The organism is Streptomyces sp. NPDC059851 (genome assembly GCF_042732005.1).
Taxonomy (GTDB): Bacteria; Actinomycetota; Actinomycetes; order Streptomycetales; family Streptomycetaceae; genus Streptomyces.
In genome coordinates this window covers 1-18,170 of record NZ_JBHWJJ010000016.1, presented here as the reverse complement: position 1 = coordinate 18,170, position 18,170 = coordinate 1, and the positions used below count along the sequence as shown (strand labels likewise).

Below are 18,170 nucleotides of genomic sequence, written 5' to 3'. Positions count from 1 at the left end.
TAGGTCCGGCCCCTCGGTGTCCGCCCCTCAGGCGCCGGCCGGTTCGAGGACCCCCCGCGCGCCGCCGGCCCCGCGGAAGACGGCCTCGGCCTCCCGGAAGTCCGCGCTCCCGAAGTGCGCACCCCGGGAGTCCGCCCCGGCATCCTGCGCGGCGTGGGCCAGCAGGCGGCGGATCTCGCGGACCGCCGCGCCGCCCGCCCGGTTGGCGCCGATCGTCGACGCCGACGGGCCGTACCCGACGAGGTGGACGCGCTCGTCACGGACGGCGCGGGTGCCGTCGAGACGGATCCCGCCGCCCGGTTCCCGCAGGCGCAGCGGAGACAGGTGGTCCACGGCCGCCCGGAACCCCGTCGCCCACAGGATCACGTCGACCTGCAGCTCCTGCCCGTCCCCCCAGGCCACACCCGTCGGCGTGATCCGCTCGAACATCGGCCGACGGTCCAGCACGCCCGAGGCGATCCCTTCCCGCACGGCCTCGTTCAGGGGCAGCCCCGTCACGCTGACCACGCTCTGCGGCGGCAACCCCTGCCGTACCCGCGCGTCGACCAGGGCCACGGCCGCCCGGCCCTCCGCCTCACCGAAGGTCCCGTCCCGGAACACCGGGGGCCGGCGCGTCACCCACGTCGTCGCGGCCGCCACCTGCGCGATCTCCAGCAGGTGCTGCACCGCCGAGGTGCCGCCGCCGACCACGACCACCCGGGCCCCGGCGAACGCCTGCGGCCCCGGGTAGCCGGCCGTGTGCAGCTGACGCCCCTGGAAGGACGCCTGGCCCGGATAGCGGGGCCAGAAGGGCCGGTCCCAGGTGCCGGTGGCATTGATCAGCGCCCTCGCGGACCAGGCGCCCGCCGAGGACTCCACCCGCAGCCGCCCGCCGGCACCCTCCCGTACCGCCGTCACGTGCACGGGGCGGCGTACGTCCAGGTCGAACCGCTGCTCGTACGCGGTGAAGTACTCGCCGATCACCGCTGACGACGGCCGCAGCGGGTCGGCGTCCACGAGCTCCATGCCGGGCAGTGCATGCATGCCGTGCACCTTGCCGTACGTCAGCGAGGGCCAGCGGAACTGCCACGCGCCGCCCGGGCGGGGTGCGTGGTCCAGGACCACGTGGCCGATGCCCGCCCGCGCCAGGTGATAGGCGCTGGACAGGCCCGCCTGCCCGGCACCCACGACCACCACGTCGACCTCCCCGCCTGCGTTCCCGCCGGCGGAGGCGACCTCCCCCGTCTCCCGCGTCATTTCGTTCACGGTTCTACTAACTCGGACGGGGGTCGGGATCTTCCCCGCCGGCCGGAGGTTCGTCGAGCCCGGGACCCGACCGGCCCGGGACCCGACCGGCCCGGGACCCGACCGGCCCGGGACCCGACCGGCCCGGGGCCGCCCGGGCCGGAGCTCCGCCCGGGTCCCTCCGTACCGGGTCAGGGCCGCCGCAGCGTCGCCGGCACCGGCCCGGCCGGCTGGAGCGTCAGCCCGGGGAAGACCGCGGCCGGCTCGGGACCGGTGTCCAGGTGGAAGCGCCGGGCCAGCACCGCCAGTACGAGCACCGCTTCCACCAGGGCGAACCGGGCGCCCAGGCAGGCCCGTGGCCCGCCGCCGAAGGGGATCCAGGCCTGCTCCGCCGCGGGCCGGACCGCATCCGCGTCCCAGCGTTCCGGGCGGAAGGCCCCCGGGTCGGGGAACCAGCGCCCGTCCCGGTGCATGGACCACGGGCTGGTCCACACCGCCGTCCCCTCGGGCACGCTCCGCCCGCCGATCGTCGCCCCCTCCCCGGCGACCGCCGAGATCAGCCAGACCGGCGGGTACATGCGCAGCGCCTCCTTGACCACCTGTCGGGTCCAGGTCAGCCGCTCGTAGTCCTCGTACGCGGGCAACCGCCCGCCGAGCACCCGGTCCAGCTCCTCCGTCAGCCGGGCCCGCGCCCCGGGAGCGGCCGACAGCAGCTGCCAGGCCCAGGTCAGGGTGGTCGAGGTGGTCTCGTGCCCGCCGATGTAGAGCGTGATCGACTCGTCCCGCAGCTCCTTGCGCGACAGCGGCCCGCCGTGCTCGTCGCGGGCGGCCAACAACCGGCTCAGCAGGTCGTCCCGCTCCGCCCCGCCGGCCGAGGCCGCCTCGTGCTCCCGGATGACGTGTGCGATCTCCCGGTCCAGGACGGCCACGGCCCGGCGCATCCGGCGCCGCCCCGGAGTCTGGACCCACGGCGGCAGGAACAGCGTCAGACCGCGGAACTCGGCGCCCAGTTCCCGCTGGGCCGTGGCCATGGCCGCGCTGATCGGGGCCTCCCGGCCGGCCGCGTCGCTGCCGAACAGGGTGCGCACCGCTATCCGCTGGGTGAGCCCGGCCATCTCCCGGTGCACGTCGATGCGCCCGCCCTCGGCCCAGCCGCGGGTCAGCGCGTCGGCGCACTCCACCATCGTGGCGGCGTACGAGCGGACCTGCCGCGGGCGGACGGCCGGCTGGACCAGAGCCCGCTTGCGCCGCCAGTCCGCGCCGGTGGACACGACCACACCGTCCCCGAGCAGCTGGTGGAAGGCCCAGCCCAGCTCCGTGGGCCGGAACGTCTTCTCCACGGCGGCCAACAGTTCACCGGCGTGCTCGGGCCGGGAGACCAGGACGTTGCGCTTCGGGCCGAGGGCCCACGGCACCCAGTCGCCGTACTCGTCGCGCAGGGACTCGAAGAAGGCCAGGGGATCGCGGGCGAAGGCCGGCAGGTTCCCGACGACGGGCCACCGGCGCGGTCCGCGCTCGGTGCCCGGGGGCAGCAGGGTGGCGGTCACGTCACGCATGGTCGCAGCGCCCGGCGCGCCCCGCCAGGCCCCGGGCCGAACGGGCAGGGCGCGACGGGTGGTTCGGGGCCGTACGGAACGGACGGTTCGGGGCCGTCGGGGGCTGTCAGGGCCCGTCGGGGGCCGTCAGGGTTTGCGGGCCGCCCGTCCCACGGCCTCGACCAACGGCAGCAGCCGGTGCGCCACCCGCTCCCGCAGTGCCACCTCGGTCCGGGTCCGGACCACGCCCGGCAACCGGATCAGCCGCTGGATCACGTCCTCCAGGTGCTCGTTGTCCCGTGCTGCGACCCGGGTCAGCAGGTCCCCGCCGCCCGTTATCGAGAACGCCTCGATGATCTCGGGGACCTCCGCCAGCGCCTCGCCGACCTCGTCCAGGTGGCCCTGGGTGACCTCGATGTGCACGAACGCCAGCACCGGATGGCCGAGCGCCGCCGGGGAGAGCACGGGGCCCGTCCCGGTGATCACACCGGTGCGCTCCAGCCGGTCGAGCCGGGCCTGGAGGGTGCCGCGGGCGACCCCGAGGATCCGGGCGTACTCGCGGAGACTGGTCCGCGGCTCTTCGATCAGCAGGCGCAGAATCCGGGTGTCGAGTTCGTCCACCACCATGCCGCGACTGTACCAATGGCCCAGTGCCCTCCCGTCCGCTACCGCCTCGGCCTCGGCATCGCCCTCGGCGTCGGGGCTGCGGCTGTGGCTGCGGCCGGGGTGCATCCGGGCACGCCGGCCCACCCGAATCCCCTGCGGGCCAGGAGACGGGGTCCCCGTACGGGGCAGGAGCCGAGGAGCGAGCGAAAGGGAAGTCATGAGCGGTCTGCAGTGTCTCGTCACCGGGGCCACCGGCTACATCGGCGGCCGGCTGGTGCCCGAGCTCCTCGACGCCGGCCACCGGGTCCGCTGCCTGGCCCGGTCCCCCGAGAAACTGCGCGATCACCCGTGGGCGGGGCGGGTCGAGATCGTCCGCGGTGATGTCGGCGACGAAGGTTCCGTCGCGGCGGCCCTGCGCGGCATCGACGTCGCCTACTACCTCGTCCACGCCCTCGGCGCCGGATCCGGGTTCGAGGACCGCGACCGGGCGGCCGCCCGGATCTTCGCCGAACAGGCCCGTGCCGCGGGCGTCCGCCGCATCGTCTACTTGGGCGGCCTCACCCCGGCCGGCATCCCCGTGCACGCGCTCTCCCCGCACTTGCGCTCCCGCGCCGAGGTCGGCCGGATCCTGCTCGCCTCCGGGGTGCCGACCACCGTCCTGCGCGCCGCGGTGATCATCGGCTCCGGCTCGGCGTCCTTCGAGATGCTGCGCTACCTCACCGAACGGCTGCCCGTCATGGTCACCCCCAGCTGGGTCGGCACCCGCGTCCAGCCCATCGCCGTCCGCGACGTCCTGCGCTACCTCGTCGGAAGCGCCGCCATGCCGCCCCACGTCAGCCGGGCCTTCGACATCGGAGGTCCCGACGTCGTCACGTACGAGGCGATGATGCACCGCTACGCCGCCGTCGCCCAGCTCCCCCCACGATTCATCATGCGCGTGCCGATGCTGACCCCCCGCCTGTCCAGCCACTGGATCGGCCTGGTCACACCGGTGCCGCGGGCCCTGGCCCGGCCCCTCGCCGAATCCCTGCGCCACGAGGTGGTCTGCGCCGAGCACGACATCGCCCGCTGGGTCCCCGACCCGCCCGGCACCCCGATCGGGCTGGACCGGGCGCTGGAACTCGCCCTGCAGCGGGTCCGGGAGGCCCGGGTGACCACCCGCTGGTCCTCCGCCGCCGTGCCCGGCGCACCGAGCGACCCGCTGCCCACCGACCCCGACTGGGCGGGCGGCAGCCTCTACACGGACCGGCGGGAGCTCGCCGTCGACGCCTCGCCCGGCGCCCTGTGGCGGGTCGTCGAGGGCATCGGCGGCGAGAACGGCTGGTACTCCTTCCCGCTGGCCTGGGCGGTACGGGGCTGGCTGGACCGGCTCGTCGGAGGCGTCGGCATCCGCCGCGGCCGGCGCGACGCGGCCCGGCTGCGGGTGGGGGACTCCCTGGACTTCTGGCGGGTGGAGGAGATCGAGCCGGGCCGGCTGCTGCGGCTGCGCGCCGAGATGCGGCTGCCGGGACTGGCCTGGCTGGAGATGTACGCCGAGCCCGACCCGGAGCGCGATCCCGATCCCGACACCGGGGCCGAAGGCGGCTCGCGCTACCGGCAGCGGGCCCTGTTCCACCCGCACGGACTGCTCGGACACCTCTACTGGTGGAGCGTGTCCCCGTTCCACGCCGTGGTCTTCGGCGGCATGGCCCGCAACATCGCCCGCGCCGCACAGCGCCTGGACGACGAGGCGAACACGGCTCCCGCCGCTCCCGGCGCATCCGCCGCACCCGTACCGGCCGAAGTACCCGATGACAGCCGTCCCCCGGAGCACGGGCGGCCCTGAAGCGGAGCGAGCACACATGAACGTCGCGGTGGTCCTGTACACCTCCGACCTGCGCCTGCACGACCATCCGCCGCTGCGCGCGGCCCTCTCCTCCTGCGACCGGATCGTGCCCCTCTTCGTCCGGGACCCCGCCGTCGACGCCGCCGGCTTCGCCGCCCCCAACCGGCTCGCCTTCCTCGCCGACTGCCTCGCCGACCTCGACGCCGCCCTGCGCGAGCGCGGCGGCCGCCTCGTGCTGCGCTCCGGGGACACCATCGACGAGGTCTGCGCCCTCGTCCGGGACCAGGACGCCGACGAGGTCCACATGGCGGCCGGGGTCAGCGGCTACGCCCGAGCCCGAGAGGAGCGGCTCCGCGCCGCCCTGGAGGCGGACGGCCGCCGGCTCTACGCCCACGAGGGGGTGGTCACGGCCGCCGCCCCCGGGTCCGTGGTCCCCGCCGGCTCCGACCACTTCGCCGTGTTCACCCCGTACTTCCGCCGCTGGGCCGACGTCCCGCTGCGCCGGGTCCTGGCCGCCCCGCGGTCGGTGCCCGTGCCCGACGGGATCGGCTCCGATCCGCTGCCCCGGCGGCGGGCCGTCGCCGGGGTCTCCCCGGGGCTCGCGCGCGGCGGAGAGCGGGAGGCCCGCACGCTACTGACCCGATGGCTGCACGGCGGCCTGACCCGGTACCAGGACCTCCACGACGACCTGGCCGGGGACGCCACCTCCCGCCTCTCCCCGCACCTGCACTTCGGCACGCTCTCGGCCACCGAGGCCGTCCAACGCGCCCGGGCCGCGGGCGGCCCCGGCGGCGAGGCCTTCGTCCGACAGTTGTGCTGGCGCGACTTCCACCACCAGGTGCTCGCCGCCCGCCCCGACAGCGCCGCCCGCGACTACCGCGGCCGCGGGGACCGCTGGCGCACCGGGGCGGCCGCCGAGGAGGAGACCGAGGCGTGGAAGGAGGGCCGCACCGGCTACCCGGTGGTCGACGCCGCCATGCGCCAGCTGCGCCACGAGGGCTGGATGCACAACCGCGGCCGGCTGCTCACCGCGAGCTTCCTCACCAAGACCCTGTACGTCGACTGGCGCGTCGGCGCCCGGCACTTCCTCGACCTCCTCGTGGACGGGGACCTCGCCAACAACCAGCTCAACTGGCAGTGGGTGGCCGGCACCGGCACCGACACCCGGCCCAACCGGGTCCTGAACCCGGTCCGCCAGGGCCTCCGCTTCGACCCGGAGGGCAGCTACGTGCACCGTTGGGTGCCGGAGCTCGACGGGCTCGAAGTCCCGGTGCTGCACGAGCCGTGGCGGCTCCCCGGCCCGGAGCGGGCCCGGTACGACTACCCCGGCCCGGTGGTGGAACTCGCCGACGGCCTGGACCGGTTCCGCCGGGGACGGGGGATCGAATGACCCGCGCCCCGCACCGCTGCGGCCGACGCTCCGCTCCGGGCCCGTGCCGCGGGCCGGCCGCCGTATCGTGAGCGGCGTGGACAGCGCGCCCCCGACCCCGAACGCGGCCACACCGCCACCGTCGGCCGCACCGCCACCGTCGGCCCCGCCGCCGGCGCCGCCCGCGGCCGTGCCGCCGCAGGACCCGCCCACCGCCGGGCTGAGCACCGGCGCCGTGGCCCGCCGCCTCGGCGTCTCCCCGACCACGGTCCGCTCCTGGGAGCGCCGGTACGCCATCGGCCCGGCCCACCGCGAAGACGGCCGGCACCGCCGCTGGACCCCGCAGGACATCGCCCGTTTGGAGCTGATGTGCCGGCTCACGGCGCAAGGTGTGCCCCCGGCGGAGGCAGCCCGCACCGCCCGAGCCGGCGCGCCCGGCGCCCCCGGCGCGTCCGGTCGACCCGCGCAGGCCGCGGCGGCCGGCCCACCCGCAACCCAGCCGCCGGGCGCCCCGCTCCCGGCCCCGGGCGGCGGACCCGGCGGGTTGCTCCCCCTGGGCCCGGTCCGCCCCGAGTGCCGGGGGCTCTCCCGGGCCGCCGTACGCCTGGACGCGCCGGCCGTGGCCGACCGACTGGAGGCGGCCCTGGCCGAGCACGGCCTGGTCACCGCCTGGGAGGAGGTCATCGCACCGGCCCTGCACGCCGTCGGCCGCAAGTGGGCCACGGCCGGCGAGCGCTACGTGGAGGTCGAGCACCTGCTGTCCTGGCACGTCTCCGGGGTCCTGCACCGGATCCGCCCGCAGCCCGCCCCGCCCCGCACCCCGCCCGTCCTGCTGGCCTGCGTCCCGGGGGAGCAGCACACCCTCCCCATCGAGGCCCTGACCGCTGCCCTCGGCGAACGGGGCGTGCCGACCCGGATGTTCGGCGCTGCGCTCCCCGCCGACGCCCTGCACGACGCCGTGCGGCGTACCGGCCCGCGGGCCGTCGTGCTGTGGGCCCAGTCCCGCACGACCGCCGACCGCGCACTCGCCCGGTCGGTGGCCGGCATCGAGTGGGGGCTGCGCGGCGCCCGCTCCCACTCGACGCTGCTGCTCGCCGGGCCCGGCTGGGGCTCCGGGCCTGCCCTACCGCACACCGGGCGGCTGCTCGGGCTGCGCTCCGCGCTGGAGCTCATCGCCCCGCCGGGACCGCCTCCGGGACCGCTGCCCGCGGCACCGCGTCCGTGACCGCCTCCGTGACCGCGTCCGGGACCGCTTCCGGGAGGGTCCGCCGCAGCCGTTCGAGAGCTCGGCGCATGTGGCTCTTGACGGTGCCGAGCGGCAGCCCCGTGCGGTCCGCGATCTGCGTCTGGGTGAGGTCCCCGTAGAAGGCCAGCCGCAGGACCTGCTGCTGTGCCGACGGAAGCCTGGCCAGCTCGCCGAGGACGAGGAGCCGGTCCACCGCCCGCTCCGCCTCCCCGAGCGGCGCGCTCCCCTGACCGCCGGCTGCCCCGGGGACCGCCCGGGCCGCGGCGGTCGCCGCCCGGGCCCGCCGGGTCCGGGCCTCCAGTGCGTCGGCGACCTTGTGCCGGGTGATGCCGGTCAGCCAGGCCCCGAAGCCGCCGGGTCCGGGCCGGTAGCGGTTCCGGCCGCGCCAGGCCGCGAGGAACACCTGCTGGGTGACGTCCTCGGCCTCGCGCTCGTCGCCCAGGCCCCGTTGCGCGAGCGCGTGAACGAGGGGCCGCCAGCGCCGGTACACGACCTCCACGCAGCGCTCGTCTCCCGCGGCGAACCCGACGGCGAACCACTCCTCGCGTTCCACTGAGTCCATGGACCGAGCCTCGCGAGCACGCACGTGACCGGCCAGTCGCAGCGTTTCCGCACCGTTTCGCTGCGGGGGACCGGGCGCGCCGGACCGGCCGGGCGGCGGCCGAGCGGCTATCGTCCGGAGGGTGAGTGACCTGCTGCTGGTGAGGCACGGCGAGACCGAGTGGAGCGCCAGCGGCCGGCACACCGGGCGCACCGACGTCCCGCTGACCGCCGACGGCGCCGACCAGGCCGTTTCCCTGGCCCCCTACTTCCTGGACCGGCGGCCGGCCCTGGTGCTGACCAGCCCGCTGCGCCGGGCCGTCGCCACCACCCGCCTCGCCGGGCTCACCGCCGACGACACGGACCCCGACCTGTGCGAATGGGACTACGGCGGCTACGAGGGCTTGACCACCGAGGAGATCCGGAGGACCCGGTCGGACTGGTCCCTGTGGCGGGACGGGGTCCCGCCGGGCGACCCCGAGCACCCGGGGGAGAACGCGGGTCAGGTCGCCGCCCGGGCGGACCGGGTCCTGGCCCGCGTGGCCCCGGTCCTCGCCGAGGGCCGCGGCAACGCCGTCCTCGTCGCGCACGGCCACTTCCTGCGCGTGCTGACCGCCCGCTACCTGGGGCTGCCGGCGGAGGAGGGCCGGCTCTTCCTGCTGCGCACGGGCACGGTCAGCATGCTGTCCACCGAGCACGGACTCCCGGTGATCTCCGGCTGGAACACCCGCCCCTGAGCACTGGGTCCGCCGCCGTCGGCGGGCGTTCCCGCAGGTCGCCCCGGCCCATCGGCTGGTGCAATGGCCCTCGTGTGGCCGAGGAAACCCAGCTGTCACTGGGCCAATGGCCCAGTGATCCGGTGCCCGTTTGAGCCGCCGGGCCGGGAGATGGTTATCTGTGTCGTATCCATGTACTTTCGGCGCCGCGCAGCGCCGGGCGGCAACGAGGCCGGTCCGGGGCGCGGTGCCTTCGCCGTGTCCGCACGCCGCCCACCACCCCCGGGCGGACGCCGGGCCGGCGCGCACCACCTTGAGGGGGGCGGCACACCGCCGTGAAGAGGATGTTCGTGGCTCCGGACCCGGGGCTCGTGAGACTGCGGAACTCGCTGCGGGCCGTGATCGGCGTCGGCCTCGCCGTGGCACTGGCCGAACTGTGCGGCCTCTCCCTCACGGCGTCCATCACCGGAGGCCTGGCGGCCCTGCTCGCGCTCTTCACCGTGCTCGACGCCAGCGTGCGCGCCCAGCGCGTGACGACCGCGCTGCTGCCCGTCGCCGGGTTCCCCGTCCTGGCCGTGGCCACCACCCTGCACGGCATGCCGTTCGTCCGGGACGCCGCCTTCCTCGCCGTCGTGTTCGCCGGGGTCTACGCCCGCCGTTTCGGGCCGCGCGGGCACGCCCTCGGGATCTTCGGCTTCATGATGTTCTTCGTCACGCAGTTCCTGCACGCGCTGCCGGCCCAGCTGCCCGAGTTGTACGCCGCCGTCGGTCTGGCCCTGCTCGCCTCCGCCGCGGTGCGGTTCGTGCTGTGGCCCATCGAGCGGCGCACCCCGCCCCCGCCCGCGCCGCCGGCCCTGCCCGGCACCGGCCTGGCCCGGACGACCACCCGGCAGGCCTTCCAGACCACCGCCGCCTGTGCCTTCGCCCTCGCCGTCGGCCAGGCGCTCTCCGAGGACCGTTGGTACTGGGCCGTCGGCACCGCTTGGTGGATCTTCGTCAACACCGCGTCGCGCGGCGAGACCCTCGTCCGCGGCTTCCGCCGGGTGCTGGGCACCCTCCTCGGCATCGCCGCGGGACTGCTGATCGCCGTACCGCTGCACGGCGCGCCCGCGCCCACGGCCGCGCTCGTCGCGGTGTGCGTCTTCGGCATCTTCTACACGGCCGCCCCCTCCTACTCCTGGATGATGTTCTTCGTCACCGTCATGGCGGGCCTGCTGTACGGGCTCCTCGGAGTCCTGCACCCCGGACTGCTGGTCCTGCGCTTCCAGGAAACCGCGGTCGGCGCGTTGGGCGCCGCCCTCGCCGTGGCCCTGGTCCTTCCGGTGACCACGCACGCCGCCAACGAGGCTTGGATCCAGCGGGTCCTGTACTGCGTCCGGGCCGCCACCTCGGCCTCCTTGGACCGGCTCGCCGGCGATCCCGAGGCCGACCCCGCCCCGCACGCCGCCGAACTCGATCTGCTCCTCGGCCGTGCCCGCGCGGCCCTCGCCCCGCTCGTCCACCCGCTCAGCCCGCTGCGCGCCCGTAAGGCCCGGGCCCGGCAGGTCCTCGGGCTGCTCGACGACTGCGCCCGCGAGGTGCGCGGCCTGGTGGCCGTTGCCGCGGACCCGCAGGCCTCGCACGACGCCCGGCTGGCCGCCGCCTGTTGGCGGGTCGAGGCGGCCGTGGAGGCCCTGACCGCCCCGCGCGGGACGGCCGAGCCCAACCCGCCCGCCGTCCCCCGGCCCGCCGCTGCGGAGCCGGTCCTCGTGCACCTGCACGGCCTGGAGCACGCCCTGGTGGCCCTGCACGGCCCGCTGCACACCGACCCGCGGGCCCCGCTCGTCATCTCGGCCTGACCGCCACGGATCCTACGCCGCGTCAGTTCTGCCGCGCAGGCGGTTCGCCCGAGGATCACCCGGTGGAGTGTTCCGGTCACCCACGCCGTCACCCGGTTGACCTGCGGCATGTACAACGGGTGATTGTTCACCGCACATTCATGCGGCACGTACAGGGTGGATCTGTCCGGACAGGGGGTAACGGCCCGGGATGGAAATACTTCGGGAACGCTCGACCACCGAGCAGGTGTGGCAAGCGGCAGAGGAGTTCGTCCTGCTCTTCCATCGGGAGAATCCGCAGGCGGGGGACCCGCGCCGACGGCTCGCCGACGTGCGGGCCGAGCTCGCGGACACCGGAACCTACCGGCACACCGCGCAGGAGCTGGCCCACGGGGCCCGCGTCGCCTGGCGCAACAGCAACCGCTGCATAGGCCGCCTGTACTGGAACTCGCTGCGGGTCCGTGACCGCCGCGCCGTGACCGACGCCGACGCGGTCGCCGCCGAATGCTTCCAGCACCTGCGCGAGGCCACCAACGGCGGCAGGGTCAGACCCACCATCACCGTCTTCGCCCCGGACACCCCGGACCGTCCCGGTCCGGTGATCTGGAGCGAGCAGTTGATCCGGTACGCCGGCTACGGCGACCACCCGTCGATCACCGTCGGCGACGCCCGCAACGCCCCGCTCACCAGTGCCCTCCTCGCCCTCGGCTGGAGCGGTGGCGCCGGCACTCCCTTCGACCTGCTGCCGCTGGTCGTCCAGGGGGCCGATGACAAGCCCCGCTGGTTCGACACCCCCGCCGACGCCGTGATGGAGGTGCCGATCGAGCACCCGGACGACCGCGGCTGGGCGGACTGGGGGCTTCGCTGGCACGCCGTTCCGGCCATTTCCAACATGTGCCTGGAGGTCGGAGGGATCCACTACCCGGCCGCCCCGTTCAACGGCTGGTACATGGGCACCGAGATCGGTGCGCGCAACCTCGCGGACACCGACCGCTACAACCTCCTCCCCGCCGTCGGCCGCCGCCTGGGCCTCGACACCTCCAGCGACCGCTCCCTGTGGAAGGACCGCGCCCTCGTCGAGCTCAACCGCGCCGTGCTGCACTCCTTCGACCGGGCGGGGGTCACCATCGCCGACCACCACAGCGAGTCCCGGCGGTTCCTCACCCACATGGCGCGGGAGGAGCGCAAGGGCCGGGAGGTGGGGGCGGACTGGTCCTGGATCGTGCCGCCGATCTCGGGGGCCGCGACCCCGGTCTTCCACCGCACGTACGAGGACCGGACCAGTTCGACGACGTACGTGCACCACGTCGGAGCCGTGGAACGCGCACGGGGCCGAGATCTGGTCTAGACCTTCTGTTACCGTCGCTCCAACGGATCCGGTACGGCGGAGAGGGCACCCGTGAGCGGCACGCACGGCACGCACGGCACGCACGGCACGCACGGTACGGAAGCTGCGCGGGGCGCGGACGGTGCGGAACGGGGCCGCGGCCACGGGCTCCGCGTCCGCATCGGCTCGTTCACCTCGGGGGGCGGTCGCGGCATCACCACCGCGGCCGTCGACCCGCACACCGGGGCGCTGACCCTGCTGTCCGCCACCGACGCGCTCGCCGACCCCTCCTATCTGGCCTTCGACCGCGGCACCGGCGTGCTGTACGCCGTGAGCGAGGCCGAGCGGGGAGCGGTCGGCGCCTTCCGGCCCACCCCCGAGGGCCTCACCGCCCTCGGCCCCGCCGTCCCGGTGGACGGCTCCGGGCCGACCCACCTCAGCGTGGCCGGGCGCCGGCTGCTGACCGCCAATTACACCTCCGGCAGCGTCAGCAGCCTGGTGATCGCCGCCGACGGCAGCCCCTCCGGACCCGCCCGGGTCCTCGTCCACCGGGGCAGCGGCCCGGATGCGAGCCGCCAGGAACGGCCGCACGCCCACCAGGTCCTGCCCGACCCCGAAGGCCGCTGGGTGCTGAGCGTCGACCTCGGCACCGACTCGGTGCGGGTCTGCGCACCGGACGGGGCCACGGGGGCGCTCCGGCTGCACGCCGAGACCGTCCTGCGCTCCGGGTCGGGGCCGCGCCACCTCGCCTTCCACCCCGACGGCCGGACGGTCTACGTGCTCCACGAGCTGGAGCCGCAGCTGACCGTGTGCCGCTGGGATCCGGGGGCCGGGCGGCTGGAACCGGTGGCCGAGGTCCCGCTCGCCCCCGAGGGCCTGCCGGAGGGCGTACGGGCCCATCCGTCGGCCGTGGTGGTCTCCCCCGACGGGTCCGCCGTCTGGGTAGCCGTCCGGGGCGCCGACACCATCGCCACCCTCTCGCTCGCCGACGGGCCCGAGGAGCCCCGGTCCGCCGGCAGTGTGCCCTGCGGCGGCAGTTGGCCGCGCGACCTGACCGCCGACCCCTCGGGACGCCGGTTGTACGCGGCCAACGAGCACTCCGGGGACGTCACCTGGTTCGACGTGGACCGGCGGACCGGCCTGCCCCGCCCGGCCGGCTCGGTGGCCGTCCCGGCGGCCGCCTGCGTGGTCTTCGGCTGACCGGGCCGCCCCCCGGGCCGCCGGGTGCCGGGCTGACCGGGCGGCGGCCGGGAACGCGCGAGGGCCCGCGCCCCGGAGTGCGGGGAGCGGGCCCTGGTACGGAACGGAAGGAGCCGCCGGTCAGTGGGCGGCGGACGCGCCCTGGTTGATCCCGAGGGCCGCGGAGTACTGGGTCACGACGAGCTTGCCCAGTGCGCCGTACGCGCCCAGCACCTCGGCGGCCGCGCAGTCGGCCTCCTTGGCGGCCGTGTCCAGCAGCCCCTCGGCGGCCTCCGGTCCGATCAGGTACGGCGCCAGCGCGAGCTGGGTCGAGCCCTCGCTGCGCAGCTGCTCGGCGACCGCGGCCACCGAACCCTCCTGGTCCAGCGCGGCGGCCTTCACCGGCACCGCGAGGCGGGCGGCCAGCAGCATGCCGGTCACCCCGGCGACCTGGACGGCCTCCTCGCCACCGGTGGTGGCCACGATGATGCCGTCGGCGGCGGTGGTCACGGTGAAGAGGCGCGCCCGGTCGGCACGGGCCAGGCCGGCCTCCGACAGGCGCACGTGCAGGCCCTCGGCGAGCAGCGGGTGCGGGCCGAGCACCTCGGCCAGCTCCACGGCGGCCGAGGAGTCCATCACGGCCTGGCGGATGCGGCGCAGCAGGTCGGCGTCCGGGCCGGCCAGCAGCGGCACGACCACGGCGTCCGGGCCGGTCGGCTCGGGCACCTCGTGCCCCGCGGAGCGGGCGAACTCGGCGCGCGCGACGCGCTCGGCCGCGACCGCGGTGAGCACCGTCGACAGCGACGGGAACTCGGCGGCCTCGTCGCCCTCACCCTCCAGGAAGCCGATACGGGCCTCCAGGCCGGGCAGCTCGGAGCGGCCGATGCTGATGATCTCTTCCGCGAGACCGCGCGACGCCGCCGAAGGGGCACCGGGCACGGCGAGCACCAGCGCGGGCGCTCCCTCGGGGGCCACCGCGGGCTCGGGCCGGCGGTGGCGTCCGGTCTGGCGGGGTCGCGGCATTCGTACGGGCAGGCCATTTGCGGGCCCAGTGGGGGAGCTCATGGCGCCGCATGCTACTGGCTTATCGGAACCAGGTGTTCGGTCAGGGTCCACCCGGGCGGCATCTGTCCGTATTTATCCGATGAATGTCGTATACGGTTCAACCGAACGTCACCCGGCGGAGGGCAGCTGCCAGTCCACCGGTTGCGCCCCCTGGCGGACCAGGAGGTCGTTGGCCCTGCTGAACGGCCTGGACCCGAAGAACCCGTTGTCGGCGGACATGGGGGAGGGGTGGACCGACTCCACGGCGGGCAAGTCGCCCAGCAGCGGCCGCACATTGCGCGCGGGTCGGCCCCACAGGATCGACACCAGCGGCTTGCCGCGCGCCGCGAGCGCCCGGATCGCCTGCTCGGTGACCGCCTCCCAGCCCTTGCCCTGGTGGCCGTTGGTCTTGCGCGGGGCCGTGGTGAGCGAGCGGTTGAGCAGCAGCACGCCCTGGCGGGCCCACGGGGTCAGGTCGCCGTTGGCCGGGCGCGGCACGCCCAGGTCGGAGTGCAGCTCGCGGAAGATGTTCTCCAGGCTCGGCGGCAGCGGGCGCACGTCGGGCGCCACCGAGAAGGACAGGCCCATCGCGTGCCCCGGCGTGGGGTACGGGTCCTGGCCGACGATGAGCACCTTCACCTCGTCGAAGGGCTGCTGGAACGCCCGCAGGACGTTCGCCCCGGACGGGAGGTAGGTCCTGCCCGCCGCGATCTCGGCGCGCAGGAAGTCGCCCATCGCGGCGACCTGCGCCGCCACCGGCTCCAGAGCACGGGCCCAGCCCGGCTCGACGATTTCGTTCAACGGTCGTGCTGCCACAGCGAGTCACTCTACTGGCCCAACCGGTGACCCGGCACCGCCGGCCCGGCAGCACCGCCGTCTCAACCGCCCGCGCTGCCCCGGCCGTCCAGCACCGCCGCGCGTACGCACAGGACGTCCGGCAGGTGTTCGGCGAGGAGTTGCCAGCTGTCCCCGTCGTCGTCGCTGGCGTACAGCTCGCCGTTGCGGTTGCCGAAGTAGACGCCGGCCGGGTCGGCGTCGTCCGTGCACAGGGCGTCGCGCAGCACCGTGCCGTAGTGGTCCCCGTCCGGGAGCCCGCGCGTGAGCGGCTCCCAGCTGGCGCCCGCGTCCCGGGTGCGGTAGACCCGGCAGCGGTGCTCGGCCGGGACCCGGTCGGAGTCGGCGTTGAGCGGGAACACGTACGCGGTGCCGGGACGGTGCGGATGCGCGGCCACGGCGAAGCCGAAGTCGGACGGCAGGCCGCCGCCGATGTCGGTCCACTGCCCGCCCGCGTCGTCGCTGCGGTACACGCCCCAGTGGTTCTGCAGGTACAGCCGGCTCCGGTCGCCGGCGTCCTGGACGACCTTGTGCACGCACTGGCCGTATTCCGGATGCGGGTCCGGCAGGAACACCGCCGAGACACCGCGGTTGGAGGGGGCCCAGCTGGCGCCGCCGTCCAGGGTGCGGAACACCCCCGCGGTGGACACCGCCACCGTCACCGCGTCCGGGTCGGTCGGGTCGGTCAGGACCGTGTGCAGTCCCTCGCCCCCGCCACCAGGCACCCAGCCCTGGCGGGTCGGGTGTTCCCACAGCGGGCGGACCAGTTCGAAGGACCTGCCGCGGTCCGCCGAGCGGAACAGGGCGGCGGGCTCGGTGCCCGCGTACACCACGTCCGGGGCTTCGGGCCCGGCCGGGTGCAGCTGCCATACCCGCTCCAGCGAGGCCCCCGTGCCCTTGGGGAACCGCACGGCGGGCTCGGCCGGCTCCTGCCAGCTCGCCCCCAGGTCGTCGGAGGTGAACACCGACGGCCCCCAGTGGGTGCTGTCCCCGGCGACGAGCAGCCGGGGCACCGGCCCGCGCCGGTCGATCGCGGCAGCGTACACCGCTTGGGCGTTGAAGTGCGGCCCGTCGAACCGCCATGGACCGCCGGCTTCCCTGCGGCCGATGAAGAGCCCCTTGCGCGTCCCCGCGAGGAGCAGCACCTCCGTCATCGCCGACACCTCCGACTTTCCCGACCGCCGTCCCGGTCGCCGTGCCGATCGCCGTGCCGATCGTCTTCCGGCCAGTCTGCACCCGGCCGCCGGCAACGGCCCGGCGGCCGCACCGCAGCCCTGTCCGGCTGATCGGCATCGACCGGCGGGTGAGTGAAAGTGTGGCTACTTGATCGTAGGAGGGCGAAAGGGGTTGACTTCCAGCCTCAGCCACTGCTCGCGAGAGGCACTACGTGGTCCCAGAGCACCTTTCCCCGCTCGATCTCGCCTTCTGGCGGATCGAGTCCGCCGACCACCCCATGCATCTCGGCGCCCTCGCGGTCTTCGAGGCCGCCGCGCAGGACTCCGGGCCCCGTGCCCGCCCCGGATCCGGTCGACCCGCGGGCCCCGGCTCCGGGAAGGACCCCGAACCCGACGCGGCGGCCCGCGCCGCCGCACTCCTCACCACCCGCTGCACGCGCGTGCCCGGCCTGCGCCGCCGGATCCACGACGTCCTACTGCCGGTCGGGGCGGCCGCCTGGGCGCCCGACGCCGACTTCGATCCGGCCCGGCACGTGTTCCTCGTCCGCACCCCGGACCCGTGGGCCGCGGCCGGCCCGCTGATGGCCCGGCCGCTCGACCGCGACCGGCCGCCCTGGGAGGCGCACGTACTCGCCGGGCCCGACCCGAGCTCCTTCGCCGTCCTGTTCAAGTTCCACCACGCCCTCGCCGACGGGTTGGCGGCCCTCGCCCTCGCGGCCGCCCTCTTCGACGAGGGACCGCCCGTACGCGGGCCCGTGCGCCCACACACAGGACCCCCGGCCCCCGTCCCCGCCCTGCGCGACCTCCCCGGCCTCCTGGCCACCCGCATCCAGGGCGTCGGGCAGGCCCTGGAGATCGGCGCGGCCATGGCCCGCTCCGGCCTGCCCCTCCCCGTTCCCGCCGCCCTGACCGCAGGCGCCGGCGGGACGGGCACCCGTGCCGTCGCCGGCCTCGCCCTCGCCCTGGACGACGTCAACCGCATCCGCAAGGTCGTCGGCGGCACCGTCAACGACGTGCTGATCACCCTGGTCGCGGGGGGCCTGCGGCGCTGGCTGGCGGACCGCGGCGACGCCGTGCCCGAGGGACCCGGCCCGCGCGCCCTGATACCGGTATCCCGCCGCAGGCCCGGCGCCGACGCCCGGTACGGCAACCGGCTCTCCGGCTACCTGCTGCGGCTCCCGATCGAGGAGGCGGACCCGCTGCGCAGACTGGAGCGGGTACGGACCGGGATGGACCGCAACAAGGAGGCGGGGCCCGCGCGGGGCGCCGGGGCCGTCGCCCTGCTCGCGGACCACGTCCACCCGCTCGGCCACCGCCTGGGCGGACCGCTGGTCGCCCAGGCGGCCCGGCTGCTGTTCGACATCCTGGTCACCAGCGTCCCGCTGCCCGGCTTCACCTTCACCCTCGGCGGCAGCCGGGTCCGGGAGGTCTACCCGCTGGCCCCGCTGGCCTGCGGACACGCCCTCGCCGTCGCCGTGTCCACGTACAAGGACACGGTCCACTACGGGCTGGTCGCCGACGCGGCCGCCGTACCGGACCTGGCCGCCCTCGCGGGGGCACTGGAGGAGGAGCTCGACGCGCTGGTCCGGGAGGTCGCCTAGCCCCCGGAGGCCCGGCCGGCCCGGCGCCCGGGGCGCGGGGGGGTTTTGTGGCGCGGGGGGGCCGGGGGGGCGGGGGGCCCGGCCCCCCGGGGGGGGGGGGGCCCGGGCCCCCCGGCCGGGATAAAAAAAACA

Annotated in this window: 15 protein-coding genes; 8 read left to right on the top strand and 7 right to left on the bottom strand. The window is 75.7% G+C overall.

The window, feature by feature from the left end:
- Positions 1-27 precede the first annotated feature (27 nt).
- The 3 genes from ACFV7Q_RS07960 to ACFV7Q_RS07950 form a co-directional block, all read right to left on the bottom strand.
- Positions 28-1,236 carry an FAD-dependent oxidoreductase gene (locus ACFV7Q_RS07960; RefSeq protein WP_385425026.1) on the bottom strand — a complete coding sequence of 403 codons (1,209 nt, stop codon included), beginning with the start codon at positions 1,234-1,236 and terminating at the stop codon, positions 28-30.
- A gap of 179 nt (positions 1,237-1,415) precedes the next feature.
- Positions 1,416-2,780, bottom strand: coding sequence for a cytochrome P450 (locus tag ACFV7Q_RS07955; protein ID WP_385425023.1), 1,365 nt, complete (start codon positions 2,778-2,780; stop codon positions 1,416-1,418).
- 126 nt (positions 2,781-2,906) lie between these two features.
- A complete protein-coding gene (locus ACFV7Q_RS07950) occupies positions 2,907-3,386 on the bottom strand; it encodes an Lrp/AsnC family transcriptional regulator (RefSeq protein WP_385425020.1) in 480 nt (159 codons plus the stop codon).
- Positions 3,387-3,582: 196 nt separating this feature from the next.
- Between ACFV7Q_RS07950 and ACFV7Q_RS07945 the strand changes: the two genes are divergently transcribed.
- The 3 genes from ACFV7Q_RS07945 to ACFV7Q_RS07935 all read left to right on the top strand — a co-directional run bounded on the left by ACFV7Q_RS07945 (position 3,583) and on the right by ACFV7Q_RS07935 (position 7,784).
- Entirely contained in the window at positions 3,583-5,190 is a 1,608-nt protein-coding gene (locus tag ACFV7Q_RS07945; protein WP_385425018.1) for an SDR family oxidoreductase, read from the top strand.
- Between the two features lie 16 nt (positions 5,191-5,206).
- Positions 5,207-6,580: a cryptochrome/photolyase family protein gene (locus ACFV7Q_RS07940; protein ID WP_385425016.1), complete on the top strand. Its 1,374-nt coding sequence runs from the start codon at positions 5,207-5,209 to the stop codon at positions 6,578-6,580.
- 169 nt (positions 6,581-6,749) lie between these two features.
- A complete protein-coding gene (locus tag ACFV7Q_RS07935; RefSeq protein WP_385425188.1) occupies positions 6,750-7,784 on the top strand; it encodes a MerR family transcriptional regulator in 1,035 nt (344 codons plus the stop codon).
- Here ACFV7Q_RS07935 and ACFV7Q_RS07930 read toward each other — a convergent pair.
- On the bottom strand, positions 7,729-8,367 hold the full coding sequence (locus ACFV7Q_RS07930) for an RNA polymerase sigma factor (RefSeq protein ID WP_385425013.1): 639 nt from the start codon (positions 8,365-8,367) through the stop codon (positions 7,729-7,731). The genes ACFV7Q_RS07935 and ACFV7Q_RS07930 overlap by 56 nt on opposite strands.
- Positions 8,368-8,488: 121 nt before the next feature.
- Between ACFV7Q_RS07930 and ACFV7Q_RS07925 the strand changes: the two genes are divergently transcribed.
- From ACFV7Q_RS07925 to ACFV7Q_RS07910, 4 genes are all read left to right on the top strand, one after another.
- The gene (locus ACFV7Q_RS07925; RefSeq protein ID WP_385425010.1) at positions 8,489-9,082 is read left to right on the top strand and encodes a histidine phosphatase family protein; all 594 of its coding nucleotides are present in this window, start codon (positions 8,489-8,491) and stop codon (positions 9,080-9,082) included.
- A gap of 323 nt (positions 9,083-9,405) precedes the next feature.
- Positions 9,406-10,899, top strand: coding sequence for an FUSC family protein (locus tag ACFV7Q_RS07920; RefSeq protein ID WP_385425008.1), 1,494 nt, complete (start codon positions 9,406-9,408; stop codon positions 10,897-10,899).
- 190 nt (positions 10,900-11,089) lie between these two features.
- Positions 11,090-12,226: a nitric oxide synthase oxygenase gene (locus tag ACFV7Q_RS07915; RefSeq protein ID WP_385425005.1), complete on the top strand. Its 1,137-nt coding sequence runs from the start codon at positions 11,090-11,092 to the stop codon at positions 12,224-12,226.
- A gap of 159 nt (positions 12,227-12,385) precedes the next feature.
- The gene (locus tag ACFV7Q_RS07910) at positions 12,386-13,405 is read left to right on the top strand and encodes a lactonase family protein (RefSeq protein ID WP_385425186.1); all 1,020 of its coding nucleotides are present in this window, start codon (positions 12,386-12,388) and stop codon (positions 13,403-13,405) included.
- Between the two features lie 120 nt (positions 13,406-13,525).
- Here ACFV7Q_RS07910 and ACFV7Q_RS07905 read toward each other — a convergent pair whose 3' ends face one another.
- The 3 genes from ACFV7Q_RS07905 to ACFV7Q_RS07895 form a co-directional block, all read right to left on the bottom strand.
- A complete protein-coding gene (locus tag ACFV7Q_RS07905) occupies positions 13,526-14,449 on the bottom strand; it encodes a sirohydrochlorin chelatase (RefSeq protein ID WP_385425002.1) in 924 nt (307 codons plus the stop codon).
- A 108-nt stretch (positions 14,450-14,557) separates the two neighbouring features.
- Positions 14,558-15,244 carry a uracil-DNA glycosylase gene (locus ACFV7Q_RS07900; protein WP_385425000.1) on the bottom strand — a complete coding sequence of 229 codons (687 nt, stop codon included), beginning with the start codon at positions 15,242-15,244 and terminating at the stop codon, positions 14,558-14,560.
- Between the two features lie 62 nt (positions 15,245-15,306).
- Positions 15,307-16,416: a WD40/YVTN/BNR-like repeat-containing protein gene (locus tag ACFV7Q_RS07895; RefSeq protein ID WP_385424997.1), complete on the bottom strand. Its 1,110-nt coding sequence runs from the start codon at positions 16,414-16,416 to the stop codon at positions 15,307-15,309.
- A gap of 233 nt (positions 16,417-16,649) precedes the next feature.
- On the opposite strand from ACFV7Q_RS07895, the gene ACFV7Q_RS07890 reads away from it, so the two are divergent.
- On the top strand, positions 16,650-18,038 hold the full coding sequence (locus tag ACFV7Q_RS07890) for a wax ester/triacylglycerol synthase family O-acyltransferase (RefSeq protein ID WP_385424994.1): 1,389 nt from the start codon (positions 16,650-16,652) through the stop codon (positions 18,036-18,038).
- Positions 18,039-18,170 lie beyond the last annotated feature (132 nt).